We start from the raw sequence: 21044 nt of genomic DNA, 5'->3' as shown, positions 1-21044 counted from the left end.
CATGGAAAGAACGTCGCTACATCCGAGCGAGCGCGGCAATATCAGGCTCTCGTTCGAATATTTCCCGCCGAAGAACGAGGAAATGGAAACGCAACTCTTCCAGACGGTGGCGGATCTAGCGTCCTTCGCCCCGGCCTTCCAGACCGTAACCTACGGCGCCGGCGGCTCGACCAAGGCCCGCTCGCTGACGACGGTCAGGCGCATGATCGGAGAGATGGGTTTCCGGAACACGGCCGCACATATGACCTGTGTCGGCGCGCCACGGTCCGAGGTCGACGCGGTCGTGGAAGAGTTTTTGGCCTGCGGTGTCCACCATTTCGTGGCGTTGAGGGGTGACCCGCAGGGAGGCGTCGGCAGCGCCTACCAGCCGTTTCCGGGCGGATACGAGAACGCTGCGGCGCTCGTCAAGGCACTGCGCGCGCGCGGCGATTTCGAGATTTCGGTGTCAGCCTATCCGGAAAAACACCCGGAAAGCCGCGACGCTGCGGCTGACATCGACATGTTGAAGCGCAAGGTCGACAACGGCGCGACACGGGCGATCACGCAATTCTTTTTCGACAACGACCATTTCGAACGCTACCTCGATCAGGTGCGGCGCGCGGGCATCGACGTCCCGATCGTCCCCGGCATCCTGCCGATCAACAATCTTTCACAGGTGATGAAATTCGCCGGGCTTTGCGGCTCCACGGTGCCGGATGCGATCACCTCGCGCCTTGCGCATCTCGATGACCAGCCTGCGGAGCGGTTCCGGGAGGCGAGCCATATCGCTGCCGAGCAGATCGTCGATCTCGTCCGGCGCGGCGTGCGCGACTTTCATATCTATACCATGAACCGCTCGCCCCTCGTCGCCGCCGTGTGTGAGCTCCTCGGTTATGTCCGTTCGCCGGTGAAGGCCGAGGAAAGGGCGGTCGACGAGTCGATCAAGACGGCCGCGGGAGCTCGGTGAACCGAGGTTTAGCGGCAGTCTGCACGCTCGATTTATGGAGATTGGCCAAGACGATTTGGGACCTCCAAATCGCTGTGCTGGCTGGCTGGCCCGGAAATCGGACCCGATTTTCGGAAAGCACGATGCGTAAGTTCAAAGAGTTTGCAGCGGCCTTTGCGCGTCCTAAAGCGCGTCGCGATCAAGCGTACTCCTGCGACGCGCTTTAGGCCGTTGGTTTTTATGCCTGTCGTTGTCCCAAACCGCTGCACAGTCTTGAGCGACATGCATAAGGACGTAAGGCGCTGTAGCCTCAAATCCTGACGTCCCACAGGAAAGATCTGATTTGCCCGGGCGCGTCGTCGTTTTCCGGCAGGCCGACGTCCCGGCGCATTCGATTTGACAGGTGGGAGACTTGATTCGTCATCTGGCGACGCCGCCAGGCGGCGCGGGCCAATGCATGTGCGGTCTTCCAGACGCCAAATTGCTGGCAGAGTTCGTCGACCGTGGCGGTCAGGGCATTCGCAACCGCGGATTGTGTATCGCGCATGATTTTCCGTCCCGGCGCAATATCGCAGCCAGGTCCTCTCGATGGTAAAAGACGCGCGGATGCGGCAGCAGAAGTCGCGAGACATCGCTCCGTCAGCCGGTCACGTCAGGTCAATTGGGAAAGATGCCGCTTTGCGGAAATCCAGGGATTACAAAGCCTTGGAGGCAAATCGGCTTCCGGTCGATTTATGATGCACCGACAGAAAAGCCGCTCCGCAAGAGAGGCGCACAAACATGACAACAGAATCCATTTCACGCCTCCTTCGATTGAAATTGCGAGCGTATGTATCTTACATCAGATTTGCCGATCGGCAAGTCATGCAATTGCGAATTGTACGGGCCACGGGAATCTGTGGCAGGGGTGCAACATCGTTCTACAGCGCTGTGCGGCCTGTCGGGGCGCTGTAGCGATGGCGCCGCCCGCCTGAAAACAAAAGCCCCAGAAAGCGAAAGCCCATGAACGCATCCTCGTCCATGGGCTTTGGTCTTGTTGCAACTCCAGGCCGGGTGCTCTCGGAGCGGCCTGCCTGCCAGTATTTGCTTCGGTCTCTATTTTCCCGGAAACTTAAGTCCCTCTTCCTTTTGGACTTTCAGCGGCCTTGCATCAGATGAAGAGCATAACGGCCACGAATGCGAACGCTGCACTGATCATAAGGACATTCAACGAATGTGTAAGTCCCATAGGATGATCCTCCCTGCGTTGACGGGTAAAACATAGGGCGAAAGAACGGCACTTCAAAGCGAAACTTGTGCTGCAGCGCGAAAAGCGGCGTGCCGGTCGCGCATATTCACAGCCTTAAGGTATTGGCGCGGCAGGCGAATTTCCAATGCCACATTTTTTTCATAATTACTGCGGGCGAGTTAATATGAACGGCTGTAACGACGCGTGAACAGGCCGGAGAGTGCCGTTTTCCGAATCTCATCAGGCCGGGCGACGCGGTCTCAGGATGCGTCCGTCGAGAACCGCAAGGCCGGCCGCGATCAGGGCCATGCCGGCGAAGTCGATCGGCTGCAGCCTTTCTCCAAGGAAAAGATAACCGAGCAAGATCGCGCTTGGCGGAACGAGCAGGGTCACCAGCGAGGTATTGGTGGCGCCCGCCTCGGCCATGATCCGGAAGAAGAGTATATAGGCATAGGCTGTGGAGACGAATGCAAGGCCGAGGATTGCTCCGATGGCTGTTACCGACGGCATCGGCAAGGTCCATGGCATGTCGGCAAAGGCGGCAACCGGCAGCATGAGGATCGTGGATGCCGTCAACTGTCCCGTTGCGGTGACGGTCGGCGCCAGATTGCGGAAACGCTTGCCGTAGGTGGCGGAAAAGCCGTAGCTCACCGCCGCCAGAACCGGCAGGACCAGCGCCCAGAGGGGAACGTCGCCCGCTCTGCCGAAGAGATCCGACAGGGCGTTCGGTCCGATGAGGACGATCGTTCCGGCAAGGCCGAGCAGGCAGCCATTGATCTTTGCGGCACTCAGCTTCTCGTCTTCAGTCGCCATATTGGCGATGAGCACCGTCCAGACAGGCGTCGTCGCGTTGAGGATGGCCGCGAGGCCGGCGCCGATATGCGTCTGGCCGAGAAAGATCAAGGCATGCGGGATGGCGTTGTTGATGAGCCCCATCACGAGGAATTCGCGCCAGCGCGCGGCGAGCGCCGGGTAGAGGCCGTAGCGGCCGCGAATATAGAGATACAATGCAAGAGCGGCAAGGGCGACACGCGCGAGCACGAGGGTGAAAGGCGGCACATGGAGGACAGCCACGCGGGCGAAAAAGAACGAGCCGCCCCAGATCAGGCCGAGCAGCATCAACAGCGCCCAGAGGCGAACGCTCATCTGCGTATTTCCGGTCCCGGCATATTGCATGCGCTGTCTGCCATCGATGGTCGGCGGAAGTGGGCAAATGCAGCGCATACCCGTTCCAGCAAATTAGACTTGTGCAAGCAGTAATGGAAGAAAGCGGGCGTTGCCACCCGCTTCTTGCAAGAATAGCAGTTCGCTACCGGCGATGTCAGAGAGCGTTCATCACAGCGGGTGTCGCCCAGCCGTCGGCCGGGAGCCCGCGTTTCAATTGCTCCTTCTGTAAGGCGGTGCGGGTGCCGGCCCCGAGAATACCGTCTATCTTGCCGACATCGTGGCCGAGCGCCTGCAGCTTCTCCTGCAGCGCCTTCATTTCCGCGTCGCTCAGCCCGGGTTCCGGATTTCCGGCCCGATAGGGCGGTGCACCGGCAAGGCGGGTGGCAAAATAGGCGGCCGACGTCGTGTAGATGAAGGACTGGTTCCACTCGAGATAGATATTGAAGTTCGGATAGGTCAGGAAGGCGACGCCTTTGTGGCCCTGCGGCAGCACCAGCGATGCCTCGAGCGCGCTGTTGGCGGTGTTGCCGTCGCGCGGAGTGACGCCAAGTGCGAACCAGTCGCCCGCCGTCATGCCCGACTGCAGCCCGGTTTTTTCCCAGGGAAGCCGATCGGGGACGGTCACTTCCTGGATCCAGGGCTGGCCCGCCTTGAAGCCGAGGCTCTGGATGAATTTCGCCGCCGTCAGAATTGCGTCCGGCGCGCTCTTCTTCAGGTCGACATGGCCGTCGCCGTCGCCGTCGACGCCGTAGGCGATAATGTCCTCCGGCAGCATCTGAACCTGGCCGATCTCGCCGGCCCAAGCGCCGTTCGTCGCTGCGGGATCGAGGTCGCCGTGCTGGACCATCTCGATCGCAGCGAGAAGCTGCGGCCGGAACATTTCCGGGCGGCGGCAGTCATGGGCAAGCGTCACCAGAGCGTTGCGGGTGTTGAAATCCCCCTGGACGGCGCCGAAGTCCGTTTCCATCGCCCAGAAGGCAGTGATGACCGGCGCCGGCACGCCGTACTCCTGTTCGGCGCGGGCGAAGACCTCGGCATATTCGCGCATTTTCTGAGCCCCGATATCGAGCCTCGATTTGCTGACCGTGCGCTTGGAAAATTCCATGAAGGTCTGCTTGAAGACGCCCTGGGCGCGGTCGCGGCTCAGCACCTTCTGGTCGATAGCGGCACCCGCAAGCGCGTGGTTGGCGGCCTCGGCGGGGATGCCGCGGGCGATCGCCTCGGCCTTTACGCCCTCCAGGAAGGTGCCGAGATCGCCGCCGCAGGCGACTGGCGCGGTGGTTTGCGCCAGTGTCGGGGTGCTGGCAAGTGCGAGCATTCCGAGGGAGAGAAGGGCCTTGCGCATTTTTTAATCCTTTTCCATGGCCGGTCGCTGCAGCACTTTGAACTGCTGCATGTCTCCTTAAATCGCGGTCGATTTTAGGAGACATGCAGTCGCGGCAACTGGCTGCGATCCTGTCCGTCGAGCAAATCCGTCGATGCTCTTCCAGAGCATTATGACCGAATGAAGAAATGCAGGGGCCGCGCGAGCGGATCCGAGTTGAATTGGAGGCTATCGCGCCTGCGAGACGGCGGCGACCCACTTCTGCCAGTTCCTGGTGGACCCGGCGAAGGTATTGATGTCCGTATGGCCGTCAATGCCCGGTATGATGCCGGTGCTGGTGTATTGCCAGAAGGCCCAGCGACGGTCGACGTAGATGTCCTTGGGGTGCTTCGCGACGGAACGTACCCAGAAATGATAGTCTTTGAAGACGCCGACCAGATTGTCGCGATGGAAATCGACCGAAGTATAGATGATCGGCCGCTTGCCGTAGTGGGCTTCCAGCCGGTCCATGAACCGCTTCATTTCGGAGCGCACCGTTTCGGGTGCCGGCCGATAGCGGCAGGTCTTCGATTCGCCGTTCCATTCGACGTCGAGCACCGGCGGCAGATAGACGGCGCTCTTCGGCACATTGTTGATGAACCAGTCGGCCTGCGCATCGGCGGACGAGCAGAAATAGTAGAAGTGATAGGGCGCATAGGCGATGCCGACGGCGCGCGCCTGCGGCCAATATTCGTGGAAACGGGCGTCGAGCCTGTCCTTGCCCTCGGTAGCCTTGATGAAGGCGAAGGAAACGCCGGAATTCTTGACCTTCGCCCAATCGATATTGCCATTCCACTTGGAGACGTCGATGCCGTGGATGCTGTGATGGTGCGGTGTGCGGTCGCCGAAATCCTGCGGATCGGTATCGTGGAAACGTGCCGGGATCGAGGCCGTATTCACCAGATCGTAATCGGTGGCCGAGCAGGCGGAAAGAAGGGTCGCGATTGGCAACAAAGCCAGGAGAAGCCGGCGCATGGGGGTTCCGTTTGGAGACGAACGACGATCCTGCCTCACGCGATGGCTTCCATGTTTTGCGATGTCCCCCAGGGAGGCTTGCCTCCTTTTCACCATATCATCGTAAAAATTGCGTTAGCTCAAGCGACAATTGCGTCGCCGCGATTGCATGTCTTTTCAATCGACTTCGACATAAGGACGAGGACATGCAGCACTTCGAAGTGCGACATTCATTCTGCGGCGGGGCGGCGGTAGACGGCGAGCCAGGCATAACCTCTGCCGATCGATTTGAGCTCGAGCGTTGCCCCGCGACCGTCTGCCTCCTCGCGGGTGACGTCGAAGAGTGTTTCGCGCGGTGACACGTGGAAGCGCCTCAGCCATGCCTGCAACAGGCGGCGGAAGCCGCCCGGCCAGCCTTCCTGCTGGCCGAAATCGGCAATGTGCAGGGAGCCGCCCGGGTTGAGGGCGTCGATCGCCGCCCCGAGCGCCTTTTCCCATGCGGGGATCATCGACAGCGCATAGGAGATGACGATCCGATCGAAGCCCTTCTCGCCGAAGGAGGCTGGGCTGAAATTCGTGGCGTCGGCGACGCGCAGCACCGTATCCGGACGGCCGTGCCGCTTGAGCTTTGTCCTGGCGGTCGCCAGCATCTCGGCGGAGATGTCGAGCCCGAAGAGACGTGCCTCCGGATAGAGATCTGCGATCACGGCAAGGTTTCGGCCGGTGCCGCAGCCGACCTCCAGCACGGAGGCGCCGGGTGGAGCCTGAAGGTCACGGATCAGCGTGTCGCGCCCGAAGAGATAGTATTTGCGGGTGAAATCGTAGATGTACCGCTGGTAGCGGTACATTCGGTCCATGAGCCGCGCATGGCTGTTTGCTGCTTGCTGCACGCCGCTCATGCTTTCTTGCGGTAGATATGGAACCCGCCATAGATGGCCGAGCGGTCCTGCGCACCGAGCCGCAGGGAGGCTTCCGCATCGTAGTCCCACTGGTCGAGCAGCGCGGCCGAGAGCCGGCCCGGCAGGATGCTGGCTTCCGCCGCCGTGCGGAAGATCACCACCGCGCCGGCATCGGCCGTGCGGGTGATCTCGCTCCAGAGGTCGTTCAATTGCCGGTCGCTCATCCAGTCCTGGGCGTCCAGCAGCACGTAGCGGTCGACCGAGGAGGCGGGCTTGCGGGCGAGCAGCTCGGTGAAGCTTTCGTGGTGGACGGCGACGCGATGCGCGTGGTTGCGGATCGTTTCGTAATTCGAGGCCTGCAGATAAGGCGGCAGATCGCCCTCGTGCGGCAGCGGATAACGCCGCGCGAAGGCCTGCCAGGCAAAGTAGTTTTCGCGGAGCGGAAAATGGCAGGTCAGCTTTTCGAGGCGGTGCCGGAGTACGGCTGCGAGCGACCTCTCGCCGCTGAGGCTTGCGAGCTCGTCGAACTGCTGCGGCGGGATGCCGAGCCCGAAGAGTGAGCTCTTGCGGCTGGTTATCCAGCGGATGACCGGGCGCTCGAAGAGCGGCGCGAGCTTGTCGTCGAAGAACTGCCGCTGTTCGCGCATCGAGCGCGCCTGGATGAAGTCCGCCGGATTGATGCCGTGCAGCCGCGCGAGCAGGTGGCTCACGGAGATGAAGCGGCCGAGCAGGCCGGTGCGGTAGATGTTGCGGCCGAAAACGCCGATACGGCGGCGGCCGGAGATGTCACGGCTGGTCCAGTAGGCGCGGCTGGCGGCGTCGAGCTTCGGCGCGATGAAGAGGTCGAATGCGTCGCTGTTCGTGCGCAGGCCTGTGGAGGCGAGGAACCGCAGCACATCCTTGTGGCTCGGCAGGTGGCGGAAGGCCGCGAGCTTCAGCCGGTTGAGCGCGATGTGATGGCGATTGAGGTCGACCACGTCGATGCGGGCCGGGCCGGCGGAAAGATAGGTCAGCATGTTGCAGCCGCCGGAGCCGATCGTCACGATCCGGTGTCCGGGTCGGATCTGCATCGCCTCCATGTCGACGATCGGATCCTCCCAGATCTGGGGATAGACGAGGCCGGAGAAGAGCAGGCCGAACAGTCGCTCGGAAAGGCCTGCCAAGGAGAGAGCCTTATGCTGGAGGAGCGCGCTTTTCAGCTTCGTGTTCTTTCTGCCGAAGCCGGCATCGGGTGCGAGATCCGTCATATTGCTGCCATCCAAGTTGAAACTGAGCCGCTTCTAGAATGACTCGACTACACTTTGATGACGGGGTGCGCGCAGGCTGCGCATGACTTGCTCGGAGCCTGTGCGGCAAATCAGGCGCTGCCCGCCGAAGGGGCTTTCGCTTTTCCGGCAATTCTGATTTCCTCATGGGGAACAGGAGTGATCATGCGAGGGTTGTCGAAGAAATTCGGAGCCTTGGCCGTTGCGGCGCCGGCAGCGGCCGCCGGCTGGCTGACGCTCTATCCGCCGGAGCTCCTCAAGGTCGGTGACGGATACGCCGCCAAGATCGTCTGCTCCAATGTCTTTCTCGCCGGGCGCGACCCGCAAGAGGTGCTCGCCGTGGATGTGCAAGCCCCCGGCCATCCCCTGCTGAAATTCGTCAGCGTATCCGTGGATCACGAGGAGCAGCGTGTGACCGCGCGCATATTCGGGTTCGCCGCGCCCGGCCGTGCGGTCCACCGGCCCGGGCTCGGCTGCATGAACAGCGGCAATGGCGTCGCCCAGGCTTTCGCAAATCCGGCGGCGGCAAGCGGCGGGGCGATGGAGGCCGCAGCCGGTGATCCCGAAGCCGGCTGGCCGGCAGGGAGCCGGGCGGAGATCGACCCGACGATCCAGGCCCTTGTCGAGGATCCGGAATTGGCGGGTACCGGCATGCGCGCCATCGCGGTCATTCGCGATGGCCGCCTTGTGGCGGAGAGCTACGGCCCCGGGTTTGATCGCGATACTCCCTTGCTCGGCTGGTCGATGACGAAAACGGTCACGGCGGCGCTGGTCGGCATGCGTATTGCCGAGAGGCGTATGAACGCGGAGGAGGACCGCCTGCTGCCAGAATGGAATGGCGACGGACGCGCCGCCATAAAGCTGGCGGATCTATTGGCGATGCAAAGCGGGTTGGCGTTCAACGAGGAGTACGGCGACGTCACCGATGTGACGCGCATGCTTTTTCTCGAAAGCGACATGGCCGGTTTTGCCGCATCGAAACCGCTCGGGGCGGCGGCCGGCACGAAGTTCAGCTATTCGAGCGGCACCAGCAACATTCTCTCCCGGCTCTGGATGCGGAGCTTCGACGATCCGGCCGCCGCGCTCGCCTATCCGCGCGAGGCTTTGTTCGAACCTCTCGGCATGAAAAGCGCGGTGATGGAGGCGGATGAAAGCGGCACCTTTGTCGGCTCGTCCTACATGTATGCGACGGCGCAGGATTGGGCACGCTTTGCGCAATTCCTGCTCGACGATGGACGTTGGAGGGGGAGGGCGTTGCTGCCGGAGGGCTACGTGGACTTCATGCGCAATCCGACCGCAGCCTCCGGCGGCGATTACGGCTCCGGCCAGGTCTGGCTCACGGCGAATGGTATAAGGGCCGGTACGGGCGGGTTCCCGGCGGATAGCTTCTGGATGCTCGGGCATGACGGGCAAGCCATCATGCTCGTTCCCTCTCTTCGCCTTGCCGTCATCCGCCTTGGCCTCACGCCCTGGCGCGACGGTTACAATGTACAGGCGCTGAACGCCAAGGTCATCGACGCGCTCGATTGAGCGCAGTCTCAGCCGGAATTTCAACGCATGCCGAGTTGGTCGAGCATGCCCTTGCGCTTGGCGTGATAGTAGTAGCCGCTGGCATAGAGCCGCACGGCACCGTCGTGCTGGTTGTCGGCAACCATCCAGGCACCGCGCAGATATCTGGTCGCGTATTTGAGATTGGTTTCGGCGTCGAAAAGGCCGTCGGCCGGACCGTTGTAGCCGAGTCCCTTGGCGGTGTTGTAGCGGATCTGCATCAATCCGTAATTCCCTTTGCTGTAGGCGCGGGGATTGTAGTTGCTCTCGCGCTTGACCACACGATGCACGAGTTCGACCGGAAGACCGTTGAGTTCGGCATAGTGCTCGATCAGCCGGTCGAGTTCGGGTCGGGAGCTCGTCGGTGTTTTGGTGAGCTTGAGCGAATCGGGAATGACGTTGGCGACGGCATCGACCGCCGAGCCGATGACCCCGGTCTTGGGCCGCTCGGTCGGAACGATCATGCGCTTGGCAACGAGGGTCTCGAGGCCGACCGGTTCACCGGTGTCGAAATCCGATTCCATCGCGGCGGCAATGCCGAGGAGCGGGGCGGCCGGCTCGCCGGGTACGGAATCGGCAGCGGCGGTTGCCTCCGGCAACAGGGATGCCGCAGCAGGCCCTGCCATCGCCACTTGAATGGCCTGGGTGGGCTTGGCGACCGGAATTGCGGTCGTCTGCGGCGCGGCGAAGGCGAGCGTCGCATCCTTCGACGCGGTGTCGGATTCAGCCATCGTCACGGTTGTCGACCCGTCGCTAGCGTTCGTGGCTGCCTCGGCCGCAGGCGTGGCGGATGCTTCGGGCGCCGCACCGGCCGTCGCCGGCAAGGCATGGGCCGCCATCTCCCCGCCGGGCTTCGGGACCGGCGTAACCGTCTGCACGGCAGTCAGCTCACCGAGCGAGGTTCGCTCGACCGTCGAACACCCGGAGGCAATTGCGACGGAAACCAGTGCGGTCGCCGCAAGCGCCTGTTTCCTAAGGGAGATACGGATTTTCGCCATGCTGTCACTTTCGTGCTTCTGGGCCCCGTAGCCCCCCACAAATCAGCGGCTGCCGTCCGCTGCGCTTGAATCTCCCTTATCCCATGCCGCCTGTTGCGGCAAGCAGGCGGGCGGTTTTCACGCCGTTGCGCGCTTGAATCCGAGCGACAGGATACCCGCGCTGATGAGCAGCGAGCTTCCGTCGCGGTTGACGATCCGGTGGATATGCGGCATGCGAATCGTGCTTCCTGCGGTCGAGGCGAGCGATGCGTAGAGCATCGCGTTCACGGCAGCGAGCGCCAGAAACGTCGCTTCGAAAACGACCATCTGCCGCACGAGCGGTCTTGAAAGGTCCAGAAATTGCGGCAGGAAGGCGACGAAGAAGGTAATGCTTTTCGGGTTCAGCGCAGTGACAGCGTAAGCGTGCAGAAAAATCCGCAAAGGCCGTTCCGTCGCGGATTCGCCACCTCCCTCGCCAGCAACGGCAATGGGGGCTCTCCAGAGCTTGATGCCGAGCCAGACGAGATAGGCGGCACAATCCATTTCAGTATCGTAAAAACCGTCGCCGAAGTGGCGAGCAGAGCGCCAAGACCGAGCATGGAGGCGGTCATCGCCGTGAAGTCCCCGAGCGCAACGCCGGCGACGGTTGCGCCCTGCCGCTTTGCGACCGTGGCTGACCGCATAGGAAATGACGAGCAGAATAGTCGGGCCGGAACGGCGAGGAGAGCCGCCGAGGTGGCGGCAAAGGCAAACCATTGTTCGAACGACATGAAAACGGCTCCGTGCAACTGATTTCCTGGGCAATCGCCGGGAGGAAGCCATGCGAGCACGGAGCCGTCAATAGGTGCTGAACCTAGCGCATCGGCGGGCGCGAAAAACGGCCTGCCAACGCAAGTCTGCTTAGTCGGTCGCCTGCCATTTCTGGCCGATAGTGTCCATCACCTCGCCGAACCACTTCACCGACGTGTCGAAATGCTTGCCGCCCTTGATGCGGGGGAATTCGATCGTGCGCAGGCGGCCGCCCTGGTCCTCGTCGTGGCCGGTGACGCCGGAGATCTTGTTGAGCGCACTTTCGACCGCAAGGTCGACCATGCTCTGGATGAGGCGCAGGTCGTCGCCATTGGCGGGGGCGGAGCGGGCATAGTAGCCGGATTTCTGTACCATCGAGCGTTCGGCGCCAAGAAGCGCGGCGAACTGCTTGGAGAACCAGTTGCCGACATTGATGGTGTCGATCTTCACATGGCCGAAAGCGTCGCGCTTGACCGTGTCGCCGGCCGCCTCGCGTTCGGCAACGATCGCGTCGAGGCAGGCGCCTTCACTGACGAACAGCGTCACGAAGCCGGCGCGGTCCATGATTGCGCGCAGGCGCGCCGCCTCCGATTCGAGATCGAACTTCATCTCCGGCAGATAGAGGCCGTCGATGTTCTTCAGCTGCTCGTTCATCATGAAGCCGTCGACATAGTCCTTGCCGCCGGACAGTTGCATATAGGCGCGTGCCGTCGCCGCGGTCAGCCAACCGCAATGGCGGCCCATCACCTCGTGGACGACGAGGGTGCGCGGGGCGGCGCTCTGCTCGTTGCTGACATGGTCGAAAAAGCGCGCGCCGTATTCGGCGGCCGTCCAGGCGCCGAGCGTCTGGCGGATCGGCACCACGTCGTTGTCGACGGTCTTTGGCAGGCCGACTACGGTAAGGTCGTAACCATTTGCGCCAAGATAGGCGGCAAGATCGGCCGCGGTCGTGTTGGTGTCGTCGCCGCCGATCGTGTGCAGAATGCTGATGCCGTCGGCCGCCAGCCTGTCGGCCGCCACGCGAAGCGGGTTGTCGCCTTCCTTGACCAGACCGCGTTTCACGCAGTCGGCGGCATTGGTGAGCTTCACACGGCTGTTGCCGATGGGAGAACCGCCATGGCGGTGGAGAAGGTGGGCCTTCTCACGCATCTCTTTCGTAATCTCGATGCGGTCGGCCAAAAGCAGGCCCTGATAGCCGGAACGATAGGCGACGAGCTCGTAGTCGGGTGCGATGTCCGTATAGCGCTCGATCAGGCCGCCGACAGCAGATGAAAGGCAAGGTGCGAGCCCGCCCGCCGTCAGCATTGCGACTTTCTTCTTGGCCATGTTTCCTCCTCGGGGTTTCGGCAAAGGGGTAACCGGAACGCAGATCGCGTTTCAAGGTCCTCGGTCAAAGATACCCCGTGATCTAGCGCAAATCGGGTGGAAGTAAAATGACAGGCCTGTGGATCGCGCGCATGGCTTCGAGACTCGACGGAAGCTCATAGGCCAGCGCGCGAATTCGATTGCGATTTACGGTTATATGATTTATTGAGGGGCCATCACAAATTCGTCATTCCAATGACGTTTGGCGCGGGCAGCCGCTTGCAATTTGCCACCACATCTGGCCATGCTCGGTGGTGGAAAGGGAACAATCGCACTCATGACAGTTTGGGATAGCCTCCTCAAGATCGTCGCGACCACCGGCAATGCGCTTGCGGGCGTTGTCGAGGCGGTCCGAACCCTCTTCGAGGGCGATCCGGAAACGCGTCGCAGGGTTGCCTTCTCGGTTGCCATGATCGCCCTTTCGGCGAAGATGGCGAAGGCAGACGGCATCGTGAGCGAGGCCGAGGTCGCGGCCTTTCGCGATATCTTCAAATTCCCGGCGGACCAGGCGAAGAACGTCGCCCGGCTCTATAACCTCGCACGTCAGGACGTGGCTGGGTTCGAGGCCTATGCGGAGAAGATGGCTTCGCTTTGCGCCTCCTGCGAGCGCAATTGCCCCATTCTCGAGGATATCGTCGACGGGCTGTTCCATATCGCCAAGTCCGATGGCGTCGTGCACGAGAAGGAGCTCGCCTTTCTGCTGCGAGTCGCCGAGATCTTCAGGATGGACGAGGCGCGCTTTCAACGCATGATGGCGCGTCACGTTCATGCCGACGGTCGCGATCCCTATCAGGTACTCGGCGTTTCGCCGAAGGACGATTTCACCGAGATCCGCAAGCGTTATCGCGTGCTCGTTTCGGAGAACCATCCGGACATGCTGGTTGCGCGCGGCGTGCCGGAGGAATTTCATGCCATTGCCAATGATCGTATGGCCGCGCTGAATGCGGCCTACGAGGCGATCGAGAGAGAACGCCGCGCCGCATGACATCGACGAGCTGCGATTTCGCCGGAGCCCGTTTCGTGCCGTCACCCAACCATGGGGAGCGCGCGGGCGGGCGCGGGCCGGATATGATCCTCCTCCATTACACCGGCATGGAGACGGCGGCTTCGGCGCTCGACTGGCTCTGTCGCGAGGAAAGCCAGGTCTCCTGTCATTATTTCGTGCATGAGGACGGTCGCGTCGACCAGCTCGTGTCGGAGGGTCGCCGTGCCTGGCATGCGGGCAAGAGCTTGTGGAAGGGCGAGTCCGACGTCAATTCCCGTTCGATCGGTATCGAGATCGCGAATCCCGGCCATCCCGGCGGGCTGCCGGATTTCCCGCAAGCGCAGGTCTCAGCGGTCATCCATTTGTGTCGAGATTGTGGCGCACGCTGGCGAATCGCCCCCGAAAGGGTGCTTGCCCATAGCGATGTGGCGCCGATTCGCAAGGTCGATCCGGGAGAAAAATTCCCCTGGAATGAGCTCTTTCGACAGGGGGTCGGTCACTGGGTCGAACCGGCACCGGTCGGCGGCGGGCGCTTCTTCCAGCGCGGCGATCGCGGACAGCCGGTGGAGGCACTGCAATCGATGCTCTCGCTTTACGGCTATGGCATTGAAGTCACGGGCAATTTCTGCGAGCAGACCGAAGGCGTCGTGGCCGCTTTTCAACGGCATTTCCGGCAATCGCGGGTGGACGGGATCGCAGACATCTCCACCATAGATACGCTACACCGCCTGCTGGCCGCACTGCCGAAATTCAGCGCATAGGTTGCAATCTGCGATCGCACTAAATTAGCGCCTTCGACGACTTTATGCACAAATTGTTCGCCTTGCCACATGTTTACCATGATGGGGGGGTCATTTTCGCCGCGTCAACCGCAGGGGACGCAGGCAGAAGACCGGGGACCTTGCCAACGAAATCGATCGGGAAATCGGTCGTGACGGTGGGGTGCGCCGTCCGGCCAGTTCCCCAGACCGGAGACTCCAAACTACATGAGAATATCGTCTGTTGCTGCGGTGGCGGCATGCTTTGGCATGTTCGTTGCCGGGATGGGTACGTCGTATGCAGGGGGTGTCGACCGAGCCATCAAAACCTCGTCCCTGAAGTCCGTTACCAGGACTGCAGGATTTCCCACACCATCCCTTTCGCCGAAATCGCAATATAAGGTCCTCATCCATTCCTACGCCAAGGAATATGGCGTTCCCATCGATCTCGCCCATGCCGTCGTCGAGGTCGAAAGCAACTTCAATGCGAAAGCACGGGGCAGGGCCGGTGAGATCGGGCTCATGCAGATCAAACCCGCCACCGCCCGCATGATGGGCTATTCCGGCTCGGCCAAAGGGCTCTACGATCCGGAAACCAACATCAAGTTCGGCATGATGTATCTGGCCAAGGCGCAGGAGCTTTCGGACGGCAGCACTTGCGGCACAATCCTGAAATACAATGCAGGCCACGGCGCTAAGCGGATGAACCCCGTTTCGAGGGCGTATTGCGGCAAGGTCAAGAAGATCCTGGATTAACCGTCGGTTGAGATCGATGCAGCTCGTTGCGAAGCCGACCGGCTGAATGTCTCCTTTGGTCGACCGTGATTCAAGGACATGGACCTGCAGCAATCCAAGGCGCTGCAGCGACCTTTGCGCGCCTGAGAAAACCCGCGGCGCTGTCGGATCGGCCGCGGTGCAGGAGGTAGCCGGATAGGTCTCGCGTTCCGGTGTACCGTTGAAAATCCACATGCTATTCCCGCAGCGAAGCAATCGGGGAAGCGCATGTCGGAAAGCTTTGATTTCGTCGTGGTCGGCAAAGGCATGATGGGTGCGACGGCGGCGCGTCACCTCAGCCTGGCCGGCGCCAGCGTTGCGCTCGTCGGACCGGACGAACCAGAGGACTGGGCAAGTCACGGCGGCGTGTTCGCCAGCCACTACGACAATGCCCGCATCACCCGCACGATCGATACGGACCCGGTCTGGGCGCGTCTTGCCCGCCGCTCGATCGTTCGCTATCCGGAAATCGCGGATGCGAGCGGGATGGATTTCTATTTCGAGAGCGGTTGCCTGATCGCGGCGCCGGCTCCCGGCGGCGATTTCGATTATCTCGAGAAGGTCGAGCGTGCCCGCGACAGGCTGGGCGTGGAAGCGCCGCTGATCGGCGGCGGGGCACTCGCGGAGCGCTTCCCCTGGTTCCGTTTCCCGGCCGGCCATGCGGGCGTCCACGAGGCAAGCGGCGCAGGCTATATCAATCCGCGTGCATTGGTTCGCGCCCAGACCAGGGCGGCGGAAAGACAGGGTGCTCGGATCATCCGCTGCGAAGTGGTATCAGTCTCGGAAGAGGCGGAGCAGGTGCTCGTGACCACCGCCGACGGCCAGGCTATCAAGGCGCGCCGCGTGCTTGTCGCCGCCGGCGGGTTTTCGCTTTCGACGGCTTTGCTGTCGAAGCCGATCTGTCTTGCCGTCAAGGCGCGCACCGTCTTGTTTGCCGAGGTCGGTGAAGACGATCTTCCTGCTTTCGAAGGCATGCCGTCGCTGATCGTCGCGGCGCCGGAGCAGGATAAAAGCTATTACCTGCTGCCACCCGTTGCCTATGCCGACGGCAAACACTACATCAAGATTGGCGGCGACCCGACCGATCGGGTGCTTGCGGGCGAGCCGGCGGTCCGGGACTGGTTCCGCAGCGGAGGCAGCGCCGAAGCGGCCTCCCACCTGTACGGGCTGCTCGGCGAGGCGATGCCGGCGTTCACGCCGGTTTCGACCCATTTTTCTCCTTGCGTTACGTCGTTCACCCGGCACGGCTATCCCTATATCGGCTTTGCCGGCGACCGCATCGCCGTTCTGGCGGGCGGCAACGGCCAGGCCGCCAAGAGCTCCGACGAGATCGGCAGGCTTGGGGCAATGCTCGCCATGGAAGGCCGCCTGAATGCAAACGAGTACGAGACCGATTTCGCCGTCGCATTTCAGTGAGCCGGCGATCAATCGGCAGAAGGCGCGATTTTTCTGGCGCTTGTCGGCCTGGTCGGTTAATGAGCCTCTGCCAGTTGGCCGGGCAGCCGCGCCCCGCAAGCGCCGAAAGGCCGCGGGGTGAGGAAAGTCCGGGCTCCACGGAAACACGGTGCCGGATAACGTCCGGCGGGGGTGACCCCAGGGAAAGTGCCACAGAAAGCAAACCGCTCCGCTTCGCGGAGTAAGGGTGAAAGGGTGGGGTAAGAGCCCACCGCGGACATGGCAACATGGACGGCACGGCAAACCCCACCGGGAGCAAGACCGAATAGGGATGACACGGGCGCGCAAGCGCCCAGCCGGTTTCCAGGCCCGTCATCCGGGTGGGTTGCACGAGGCTGCGCGCAAGCGCAGCCCCAGATGAATGGCTGCCACGTTCCGTTTCCTTCGGGAGGCGGGGCCATACAGAACCCGGCTTACAGGCCAACTGGCGATTTTTTCTTCCGTATCAGTTTCGGGCGCGGGTCCGCGGAACGGGTGGCGCTTCTTTTTCAAGCGTCAGAGAGGAACCGCGGCCGCTCCTTAAGGTTTGCCTGCGGCGCAGGCCAATTCCGATCTCGTCCCGGTGCTTGTCAGCAGCCGCATTTCCTCGGGATTCCAACGGATTAGGGGTACCCTCGTAACCCTTTATTAAACTTAACGACCTATCAATATTTGATCATTCAGGAGGCTGATTTCGGCCTTATCCCATTGACGCCCATATGGTCCCATGTTATCCCATAATGGTACTGCGCAAGGGCCGCGTCGTGGCCCGTCATCGCGAAATTCGAGGTCTCCTTCTTCGGAGGGTTCAGGCGGATGCGCTCGTGTCCGGCGGGGATGTTTTGCGTGCGCAGGCGGGTATTCGTGCGGGTCGATGACTGTGACCCGTCAATCGGGGGCGGCCGTTTCGCGTCATGAACCGCTTCTTGTCACATGCGACGAACCGGATCGATGCCAAGGGGCGGGTCTCCGTGCCTTCGGCCTTCCGCGCCGTGCTTTCGGAGGCGGGCGTGCGGGAGTTATATTGTTTCCAGGATTTCGTCTTTCCGGCGATCAGCGTCGGTGGGCCGGAGCTTCTGGACCGGTTCGAGAGGCAGATGGCGGTCGAGGATCCGTTTTCGGATGCGGCCAATCAGATGTCGCTCCTCGTTCATGGGGGCGGCGTCTTCTTGAAGCTCGACCCGGAGGGTCGGCTGATGGTCACGGATTTCATCCGCGACTTCACCGGCATTTCGACGGAGGTGACCTTCGTCGGGCGGGGCGATCATTTTCAGCTCTGGGAGCCGCAGGCGTTTGCGAGGGCGCAGGCGGAGGCCCGGGAAGGGCGCAAGCAGCGGGGGTTGCGCCCGGGTTAGTGTGGAGAGGCGGAATGGTGGCGGATCAAGGCGACAGGACTTCTGAAGCCGATGGCGGACCGGTTCGTCACATTCCCGTCATGCTCGCCGAGGTGCTGGCGGCGCTCGAGCCGGCGCCCGGCAAGGTCATTCTCGACGGCACCTTCGGCGCGGGCGGCTACACCTCGGCGCTCCTCGATGCGGGTGCGGATGTGATTGCGCTCGACCGCGATCCGACCGCGATCGCTGCCGGGCAGGCCATGGCGGCCGCGGCCGGCGGGCGGCTCAAGCTTGTTCATTCGCGGTTTTCCGAACTGGCGGGGCATGCGCCGGACGAAGGGCTCGACGGCGTCGTGCTCGACATCGGCGTCTCGTCCATGCAGATCGACGAGGCTGAGCGCGGCTTTTCGTTCCAGAAAAAGGGCCCGCTCGACATGCGCATGTCGGCGAGCGGCGTGACCGCCGCCGACGTCGTCAATCGCGCCAAGGTTTCCGATCTCATCCGCATCTTCGGCTTTCTTGGCGAAGAAAAGCAGGCCGGCCGCATCGCCCGGGCGATCGAGAAGCGCCGTACCGAGCAGCCTTTCGAGACGACTCGCGACCTTGCGGGCCTCATCGAAACAGTCGTGCCGCGCAAGGCCAAGGACAAGATCCATCCCGCAACGCGGGTCTTCCAGGCGCTGCGCATCTTCGTCAATGACGAGCTCGGCGAGCTTGCCAACGCGCTCTTTGCCGCCGAGCGCGTGCTGAAACCCGGCGGACGTCTCGTCGTCGTCACTTTCCATTCGCTCGAAGACAGGATCGTCAAGGCCTTCTTCCAGGATCGCGCGGGCAAGGCGGGCGGCTCCCGGCATATGCCGATGGTGGCGGCGCGTGTCGCAACCTTCACGCCAGTCGGCAAGTCTATGATCGCGGCCAGTGACGAGGAAGCCTCCCGCAATCCGCGCGCCCGATCTGCCAAGCTCAGGGCCGGCATCCGCACGGAGGCGCCGTCGCCGGGTAGCGATCCATCCATTTTCAATCTACCGGAACTGGCGAGTCTTGCGAGGTTAGGGGGCTAAGTAGCGATGCTGAGAACGATCGATATCGTCCTGATCGTCATCATGACGGCCGCCGCTGCGGTCACCTACACGATCAAGCATCAGGCCGAGAACAAGCTTGAAGAAGTCCGCAAGCTCGACGCGGCGATCAAGCTCGAAGAGGATACGATCGACCTGCTCAAGGCCGATTGGGCGCTCTTGACCCAGCCGAACCGCCTGGAACGGCTCGTGGCGGCCTTTGCCTCGGACCTGCAGCTTGCACCGACACCATCCACGCAACTCGCTCAACCTGAGGAGCTGCCGATGTTGCGGGCCGATCTGCCGCGGCCGGAGGGGGAGGAGGCGCCGGAAGACGGCATCGCCGCCGTTATTCAGGCCGACAATATCAACACAGGCTCGGTGGCGCACTGATGTCCTTTCTCTCCCGGATAATGCTGCTGAAAAGCAAGGCGCACTTCTCCGCCGGGGGCAACAATCGCGCTCCCGAGACGGGTCTCAACGTCACCTTCCAGGGGACCCGCAAAAAGAGTGCCAGCCAGGCGAAGAGCCGCGTGGCGATCATCATCGCCAGCTTCGGCATCGTCTATGCGGTGATCGGCGGCCGACTGGTGCAATACGGCATGGCGCAGCCCGAGACGGTTTCCTCGATCGGCCGCGCCGACAGCCTGATGGCGTCTCGTCCCGATCTCCTCGACCGCAACGGAGAAATCCTGGCGACCGATATCCGCACGGTCTCGCTTTATGCCGAGCCGCACAAGATCGTCGACGCCGACGAGGCTATCGAGCGCCTGGCGACCGTGCTGCCCGATCTCAATGCGCGCGAGATCTACCACAAGCTGAAGTCGAATTCGCGCTTTCAATGGCTGCGCCGCCAGCTGACTCCGAAGCAGCAGAGCGAGATCCTGGCGCTCGGCATTCCGGGCATCGGCTTCCGGCCGGAGAAGCGCCGCTTCTATCCCGGCGGCCCGACCGCCTCCCACATCGTCGGCCACGTCAATATCGACAATCGCGGCATCGCCGGCATGGAGCGCTATATCGACAATCAGGGTCTTGCCGATCTGGCCGCCATCGGCTTGACCAGCGACGCCAAGCTCGAGCCGGTCAGGCTCTCGATCGACCTGCGCGTCCAGAACATCGTGCGCGACGTCATCGCCGCCGGCATGAAGAACTACGAGGCGATCGCGGCGGGCGCGGTCGTTCTCAACGCTCGCACCGGCGAAGTGCTGGCCATGGCCTCGGTGCCGGATTACGACCCGAACAATCCGGCCGAAGGTGCCGAAGAGGGCTGGATGAACCGCATGTCGAACGGCACGTTCGAAATGGGCTCCACCTTCAAGACCTTCACCATCGCGATGGGCCTTGATTCCGGCAAGGTGACGCTCAACGACAGTTTCGACGCGACGGCGCCGATCCGCATCGGCGGTTTCACCATCAAGGATTTCCACGGCAAGCGCCGCGTGCTGACCGTGCCGGAAATCTTCCAATATTCGTCGAACATCGGCACGGCCAAGATCGCCGACCTCGTCGGCATTCCGGGTCACCAGGAATTCCTGACGCGCCTGGGCCTGCTGACGAAGCTTCCGACGGAGCTTCCGGAGGTGAAGGCGCCGTCGCAGCCGCGCGAATGGAAGAAGATCCACTCGATCACCATCTCCTTCGGCCACGGCGTCTCGACCACGCCGCTGCAGACAGCCGTTGCGGGTGCCGCCCTCGTCAATGGCGGCAAGCTCATCCCGCCGACCTTCCTGCCGCGCACGGAAGAGGAGGCGAACAATCTCGCAAGCGTGGTGGTCAAGAACAGCACCAGCGACGACATGCGTTATCTCTTGCGCTGGAACGGCATTGCGGGCTCGGGCAAGCGGGCGCTCGTCCCCGGCTTCAATGTCGGCGGCAAGACCGGAACGGCCGACAAGGTCGTCAATGGTCGTTACGCCCACGACCAGAACTTCAACGCCTTTCTCGCGGCTTTTCCGATCTACGACCCGCAATATGTGGTGCTGACCTTCATCGATGCGCCGAAGACCGGCGAAGGGGGGGGGCGGACGTCCGGCTCGAACGCCGCACCGATGGTGCGCGACATCATCAGCCGCTCCGCGCCGCTTCTCGGGGTCGAGCCGAAATTCGGAGAAGACGGTTCTGCCTTGCTTGTGTCTTATTGACCGTGAAATGAGAATGCGGACGATTCGTCATCCGCTGCCTGGTTCCTGAAATCGAAGCCGATCCGGGATCAACCATGCGG

General features: G+C 62.4%; 18 protein-coding genes, 1 other RNA gene and 1 pseudogene. 11 read left to right on the top strand and 9 right to left on the bottom strand.

The window, feature by feature from the left end; genetic code table 11:
* The first annotated feature begins 1 nt into the window (after position 1).
* Positions 2–946, top strand: a complete 945-nt coding sequence (gene metF, locus SJ05684_RS10890) for a methylenetetrahydrofolate reductase [NAD(P)H] (protein WP_050979911.1) — start codon at positions 2–4, stop codon at positions 944–946.
* A 289-nt stretch (positions 947–1235) separates the two neighbouring features.
* On the opposite strand, the gene SJ05684_RS30385 is transcribed toward metF, so the two are convergent.
* The 6 genes from SJ05684_RS30385 to SJ05684_RS10860 form a co-directional block, all read right to left on the bottom strand.
* The gene (locus SJ05684_RS30385; RefSeq protein ID WP_034851245.1) at positions 1236–1472 is read right to left on the bottom strand and encodes a hypothetical protein; all 237 of its coding nucleotides are present in this window, start codon (positions 1470–1472) and stop codon (positions 1236–1238) included.
* Positions 1473–2393: 921 nt separating this feature from the next.
* On the bottom strand, positions 2394–3299 hold the full coding sequence (locus SJ05684_RS10880; protein ID WP_374188700.1) for a DMT family transporter: 906 nt from the start codon (positions 3297–3299) through the stop codon (positions 2394–2396).
* Positions 3300–3474: 175 nt separating this feature from the next.
* On the bottom strand, positions 3475–4665 hold the full coding sequence (locus tag SJ05684_RS10875) for a lytic murein transglycosylase (protein ID WP_034851243.1): 1191 nt from the start codon (positions 4663–4665) through the stop codon (positions 3475–3477).
* A 207-nt stretch (positions 4666–4872) separates the two neighbouring features.
* The gene (locus SJ05684_RS10870) at positions 4873–5658 is read right to left on the bottom strand and encodes a glycoside hydrolase family 25 protein (RefSeq protein ID WP_034851241.1); all 786 of its coding nucleotides are present in this window, start codon (positions 5656–5658) and stop codon (positions 4873–4875) included.
* 209 nt (positions 5659–5867) lie between these two features.
* Entirely contained in the window at positions 5868–6536 is a 669-nt protein-coding gene (locus SJ05684_RS10865; RefSeq protein WP_034851239.1) for a class I SAM-dependent methyltransferase, read from the bottom strand.
* Positions 6533–7783 (bottom strand): BtaA family protein, encoded by a 1251-nt coding sequence (locus SJ05684_RS10860; protein WP_034851237.1) that lies wholly within the window; start codon positions 7781–7783, stop codon positions 6533–6535. Before SJ05684_RS10860 ends, SJ05684_RS10865 begins: the two co-directional genes overlap by 4 nt.
* 183 nt (positions 7784–7966) lie before the next feature.
* On the opposite strand from SJ05684_RS10860, the gene SJ05684_RS10855 reads away from it, so the two are divergent.
* On the top strand, positions 7967–9331 hold the full coding sequence (locus SJ05684_RS10855; protein WP_034851249.1) for a serine hydrolase domain-containing protein: 1365 nt from the start codon (positions 7967–7969) through the stop codon (positions 9329–9331).
* 20 nt (positions 9332–9351) lie between these two features.
* Here SJ05684_RS10855 and SJ05684_RS10850 read toward each other — a convergent pair whose 3' ends face one another.
* The 3 genes and pseudogenes from SJ05684_RS10850 to SJ05684_RS10840 form a co-directional block, all read right to left on the bottom strand.
* Positions 9352–10347: a lytic transglycosylase domain-containing protein gene (locus SJ05684_RS10850; protein ID WP_034851235.1), complete on the bottom strand. Its 996-nt coding sequence runs from the start codon at positions 10345–10347 to the stop codon at positions 9352–9354.
* A gap of 117 nt (positions 10348–10464) precedes the next feature.
* A pseudogene (locus SJ05684_RS10845) lies at positions 10465–11096 on the bottom strand (LysE family translocator).
* Positions 11097–11226: 130 nt separating this feature from the next.
* Positions 11227–12441 (bottom strand): pyrophosphate--fructose-6-phosphate 1-phosphotransferase, encoded by a 1215-nt coding sequence (locus SJ05684_RS10840; protein ID WP_034851233.1) that lies wholly within the window; start codon positions 12439–12441, stop codon positions 11227–11229.
* 316 nt (positions 12442–12757) lie between these two features.
* On the opposite strand from SJ05684_RS10840, the gene SJ05684_RS10835 reads away from it, so the two are divergent.
* From SJ05684_RS10835 to SJ05684_RS10795, 9 genes are all read left to right on the top strand, one after another.
* Complete coding sequence (locus tag SJ05684_RS10835; protein WP_034851231.1) at positions 12758–13465, top strand: J domain-containing protein; 708 nt, start codon at positions 12758–12760, stop codon at positions 13463–13465.
* Positions 13462–14226, top strand: coding sequence for an N-acetylmuramoyl-L-alanine amidase (locus tag SJ05684_RS10830; RefSeq protein ID WP_034851230.1), 765 nt, complete (start codon positions 13462–13464; stop codon positions 14224–14226). Before SJ05684_RS10835 ends, SJ05684_RS10830 begins: the two co-directional genes overlap by 4 nt.
* A 225-nt stretch (positions 14227–14451) precedes the next feature.
* Positions 14452–14979, top strand: coding sequence for a lytic transglycosylase domain-containing protein (locus SJ05684_RS10825; RefSeq protein WP_034851227.1), 528 nt, complete (start codon positions 14452–14454; stop codon positions 14977–14979).
* A gap of 246 nt (positions 14980–15225) precedes the next feature.
* Positions 15226–16413 carry an NAD(P)/FAD-dependent oxidoreductase gene (locus SJ05684_RS10820; RefSeq protein WP_034851225.1) on the top strand — a complete coding sequence of 396 codons (1188 nt, stop codon included), beginning with the start codon at positions 15226–15228 and terminating at the stop codon, positions 16411–16413.
* 70 nt (positions 16414–16483) lie between these two features.
* Positions 16484–16884: RNase P RNA component class A (gene rnpB / locus SJ05684_RS10815), an RNA gene on the top strand.
* A 461-nt stretch (positions 16885–17345) separates the two neighbouring features.
* On the top strand, positions 17346–17786 hold the full coding sequence (mraZ, locus tag SJ05684_RS10810; protein ID WP_034851224.1) for a division/cell wall cluster transcriptional repressor MraZ: 441 nt from the start codon (positions 17346–17348) through the stop codon (positions 17784–17786).
* A 14-nt stretch (positions 17787–17800) separates the two neighbouring features.
* Positions 17801–18826 (top strand): 16S rRNA (cytosine(1402)-N(4))-methyltransferase RsmH, encoded by a 1026-nt coding sequence (gene rsmH / locus SJ05684_RS10805; protein WP_034851222.1) that lies wholly within the window; start codon positions 17801–17803, stop codon positions 18824–18826.
* A 6-nt stretch (positions 18827–18832) separates the two neighbouring features.
* Positions 18833–19216: a cell division protein FtsL gene (gene ftsL / locus SJ05684_RS10800; protein ID WP_034851220.1), complete on the top strand. Its 384-nt coding sequence runs from the start codon at positions 18833–18835 to the stop codon at positions 19214–19216.
* Positions 19216–20964 (top strand): peptidoglycan D,D-transpeptidase FtsI family protein, encoded by a 1749-nt coding sequence (locus SJ05684_RS10795; RefSeq protein WP_034851219.1) that lies wholly within the window; start codon positions 19216–19218, stop codon positions 20962–20964. The genes ftsL and SJ05684_RS10795 overlap by 1 nt, the downstream gene beginning before the upstream one ends.
* Positions 20965–21044 lie beyond the last annotated feature (80 nt).

It is taken from the genome of Sinorhizobium sojae CCBAU 05684 (genome assembly GCF_002288525.1).
Classification (GTDB): domain Bacteria; phylum Pseudomonadota; class Alphaproteobacteria; order Rhizobiales; family Rhizobiaceae; genus Sinorhizobium; species Sinorhizobium sojae.
Note: the sequence above shows the minus strand (reverse complement) of the source record. Positions and strands in the feature narration are given on the sequence as shown.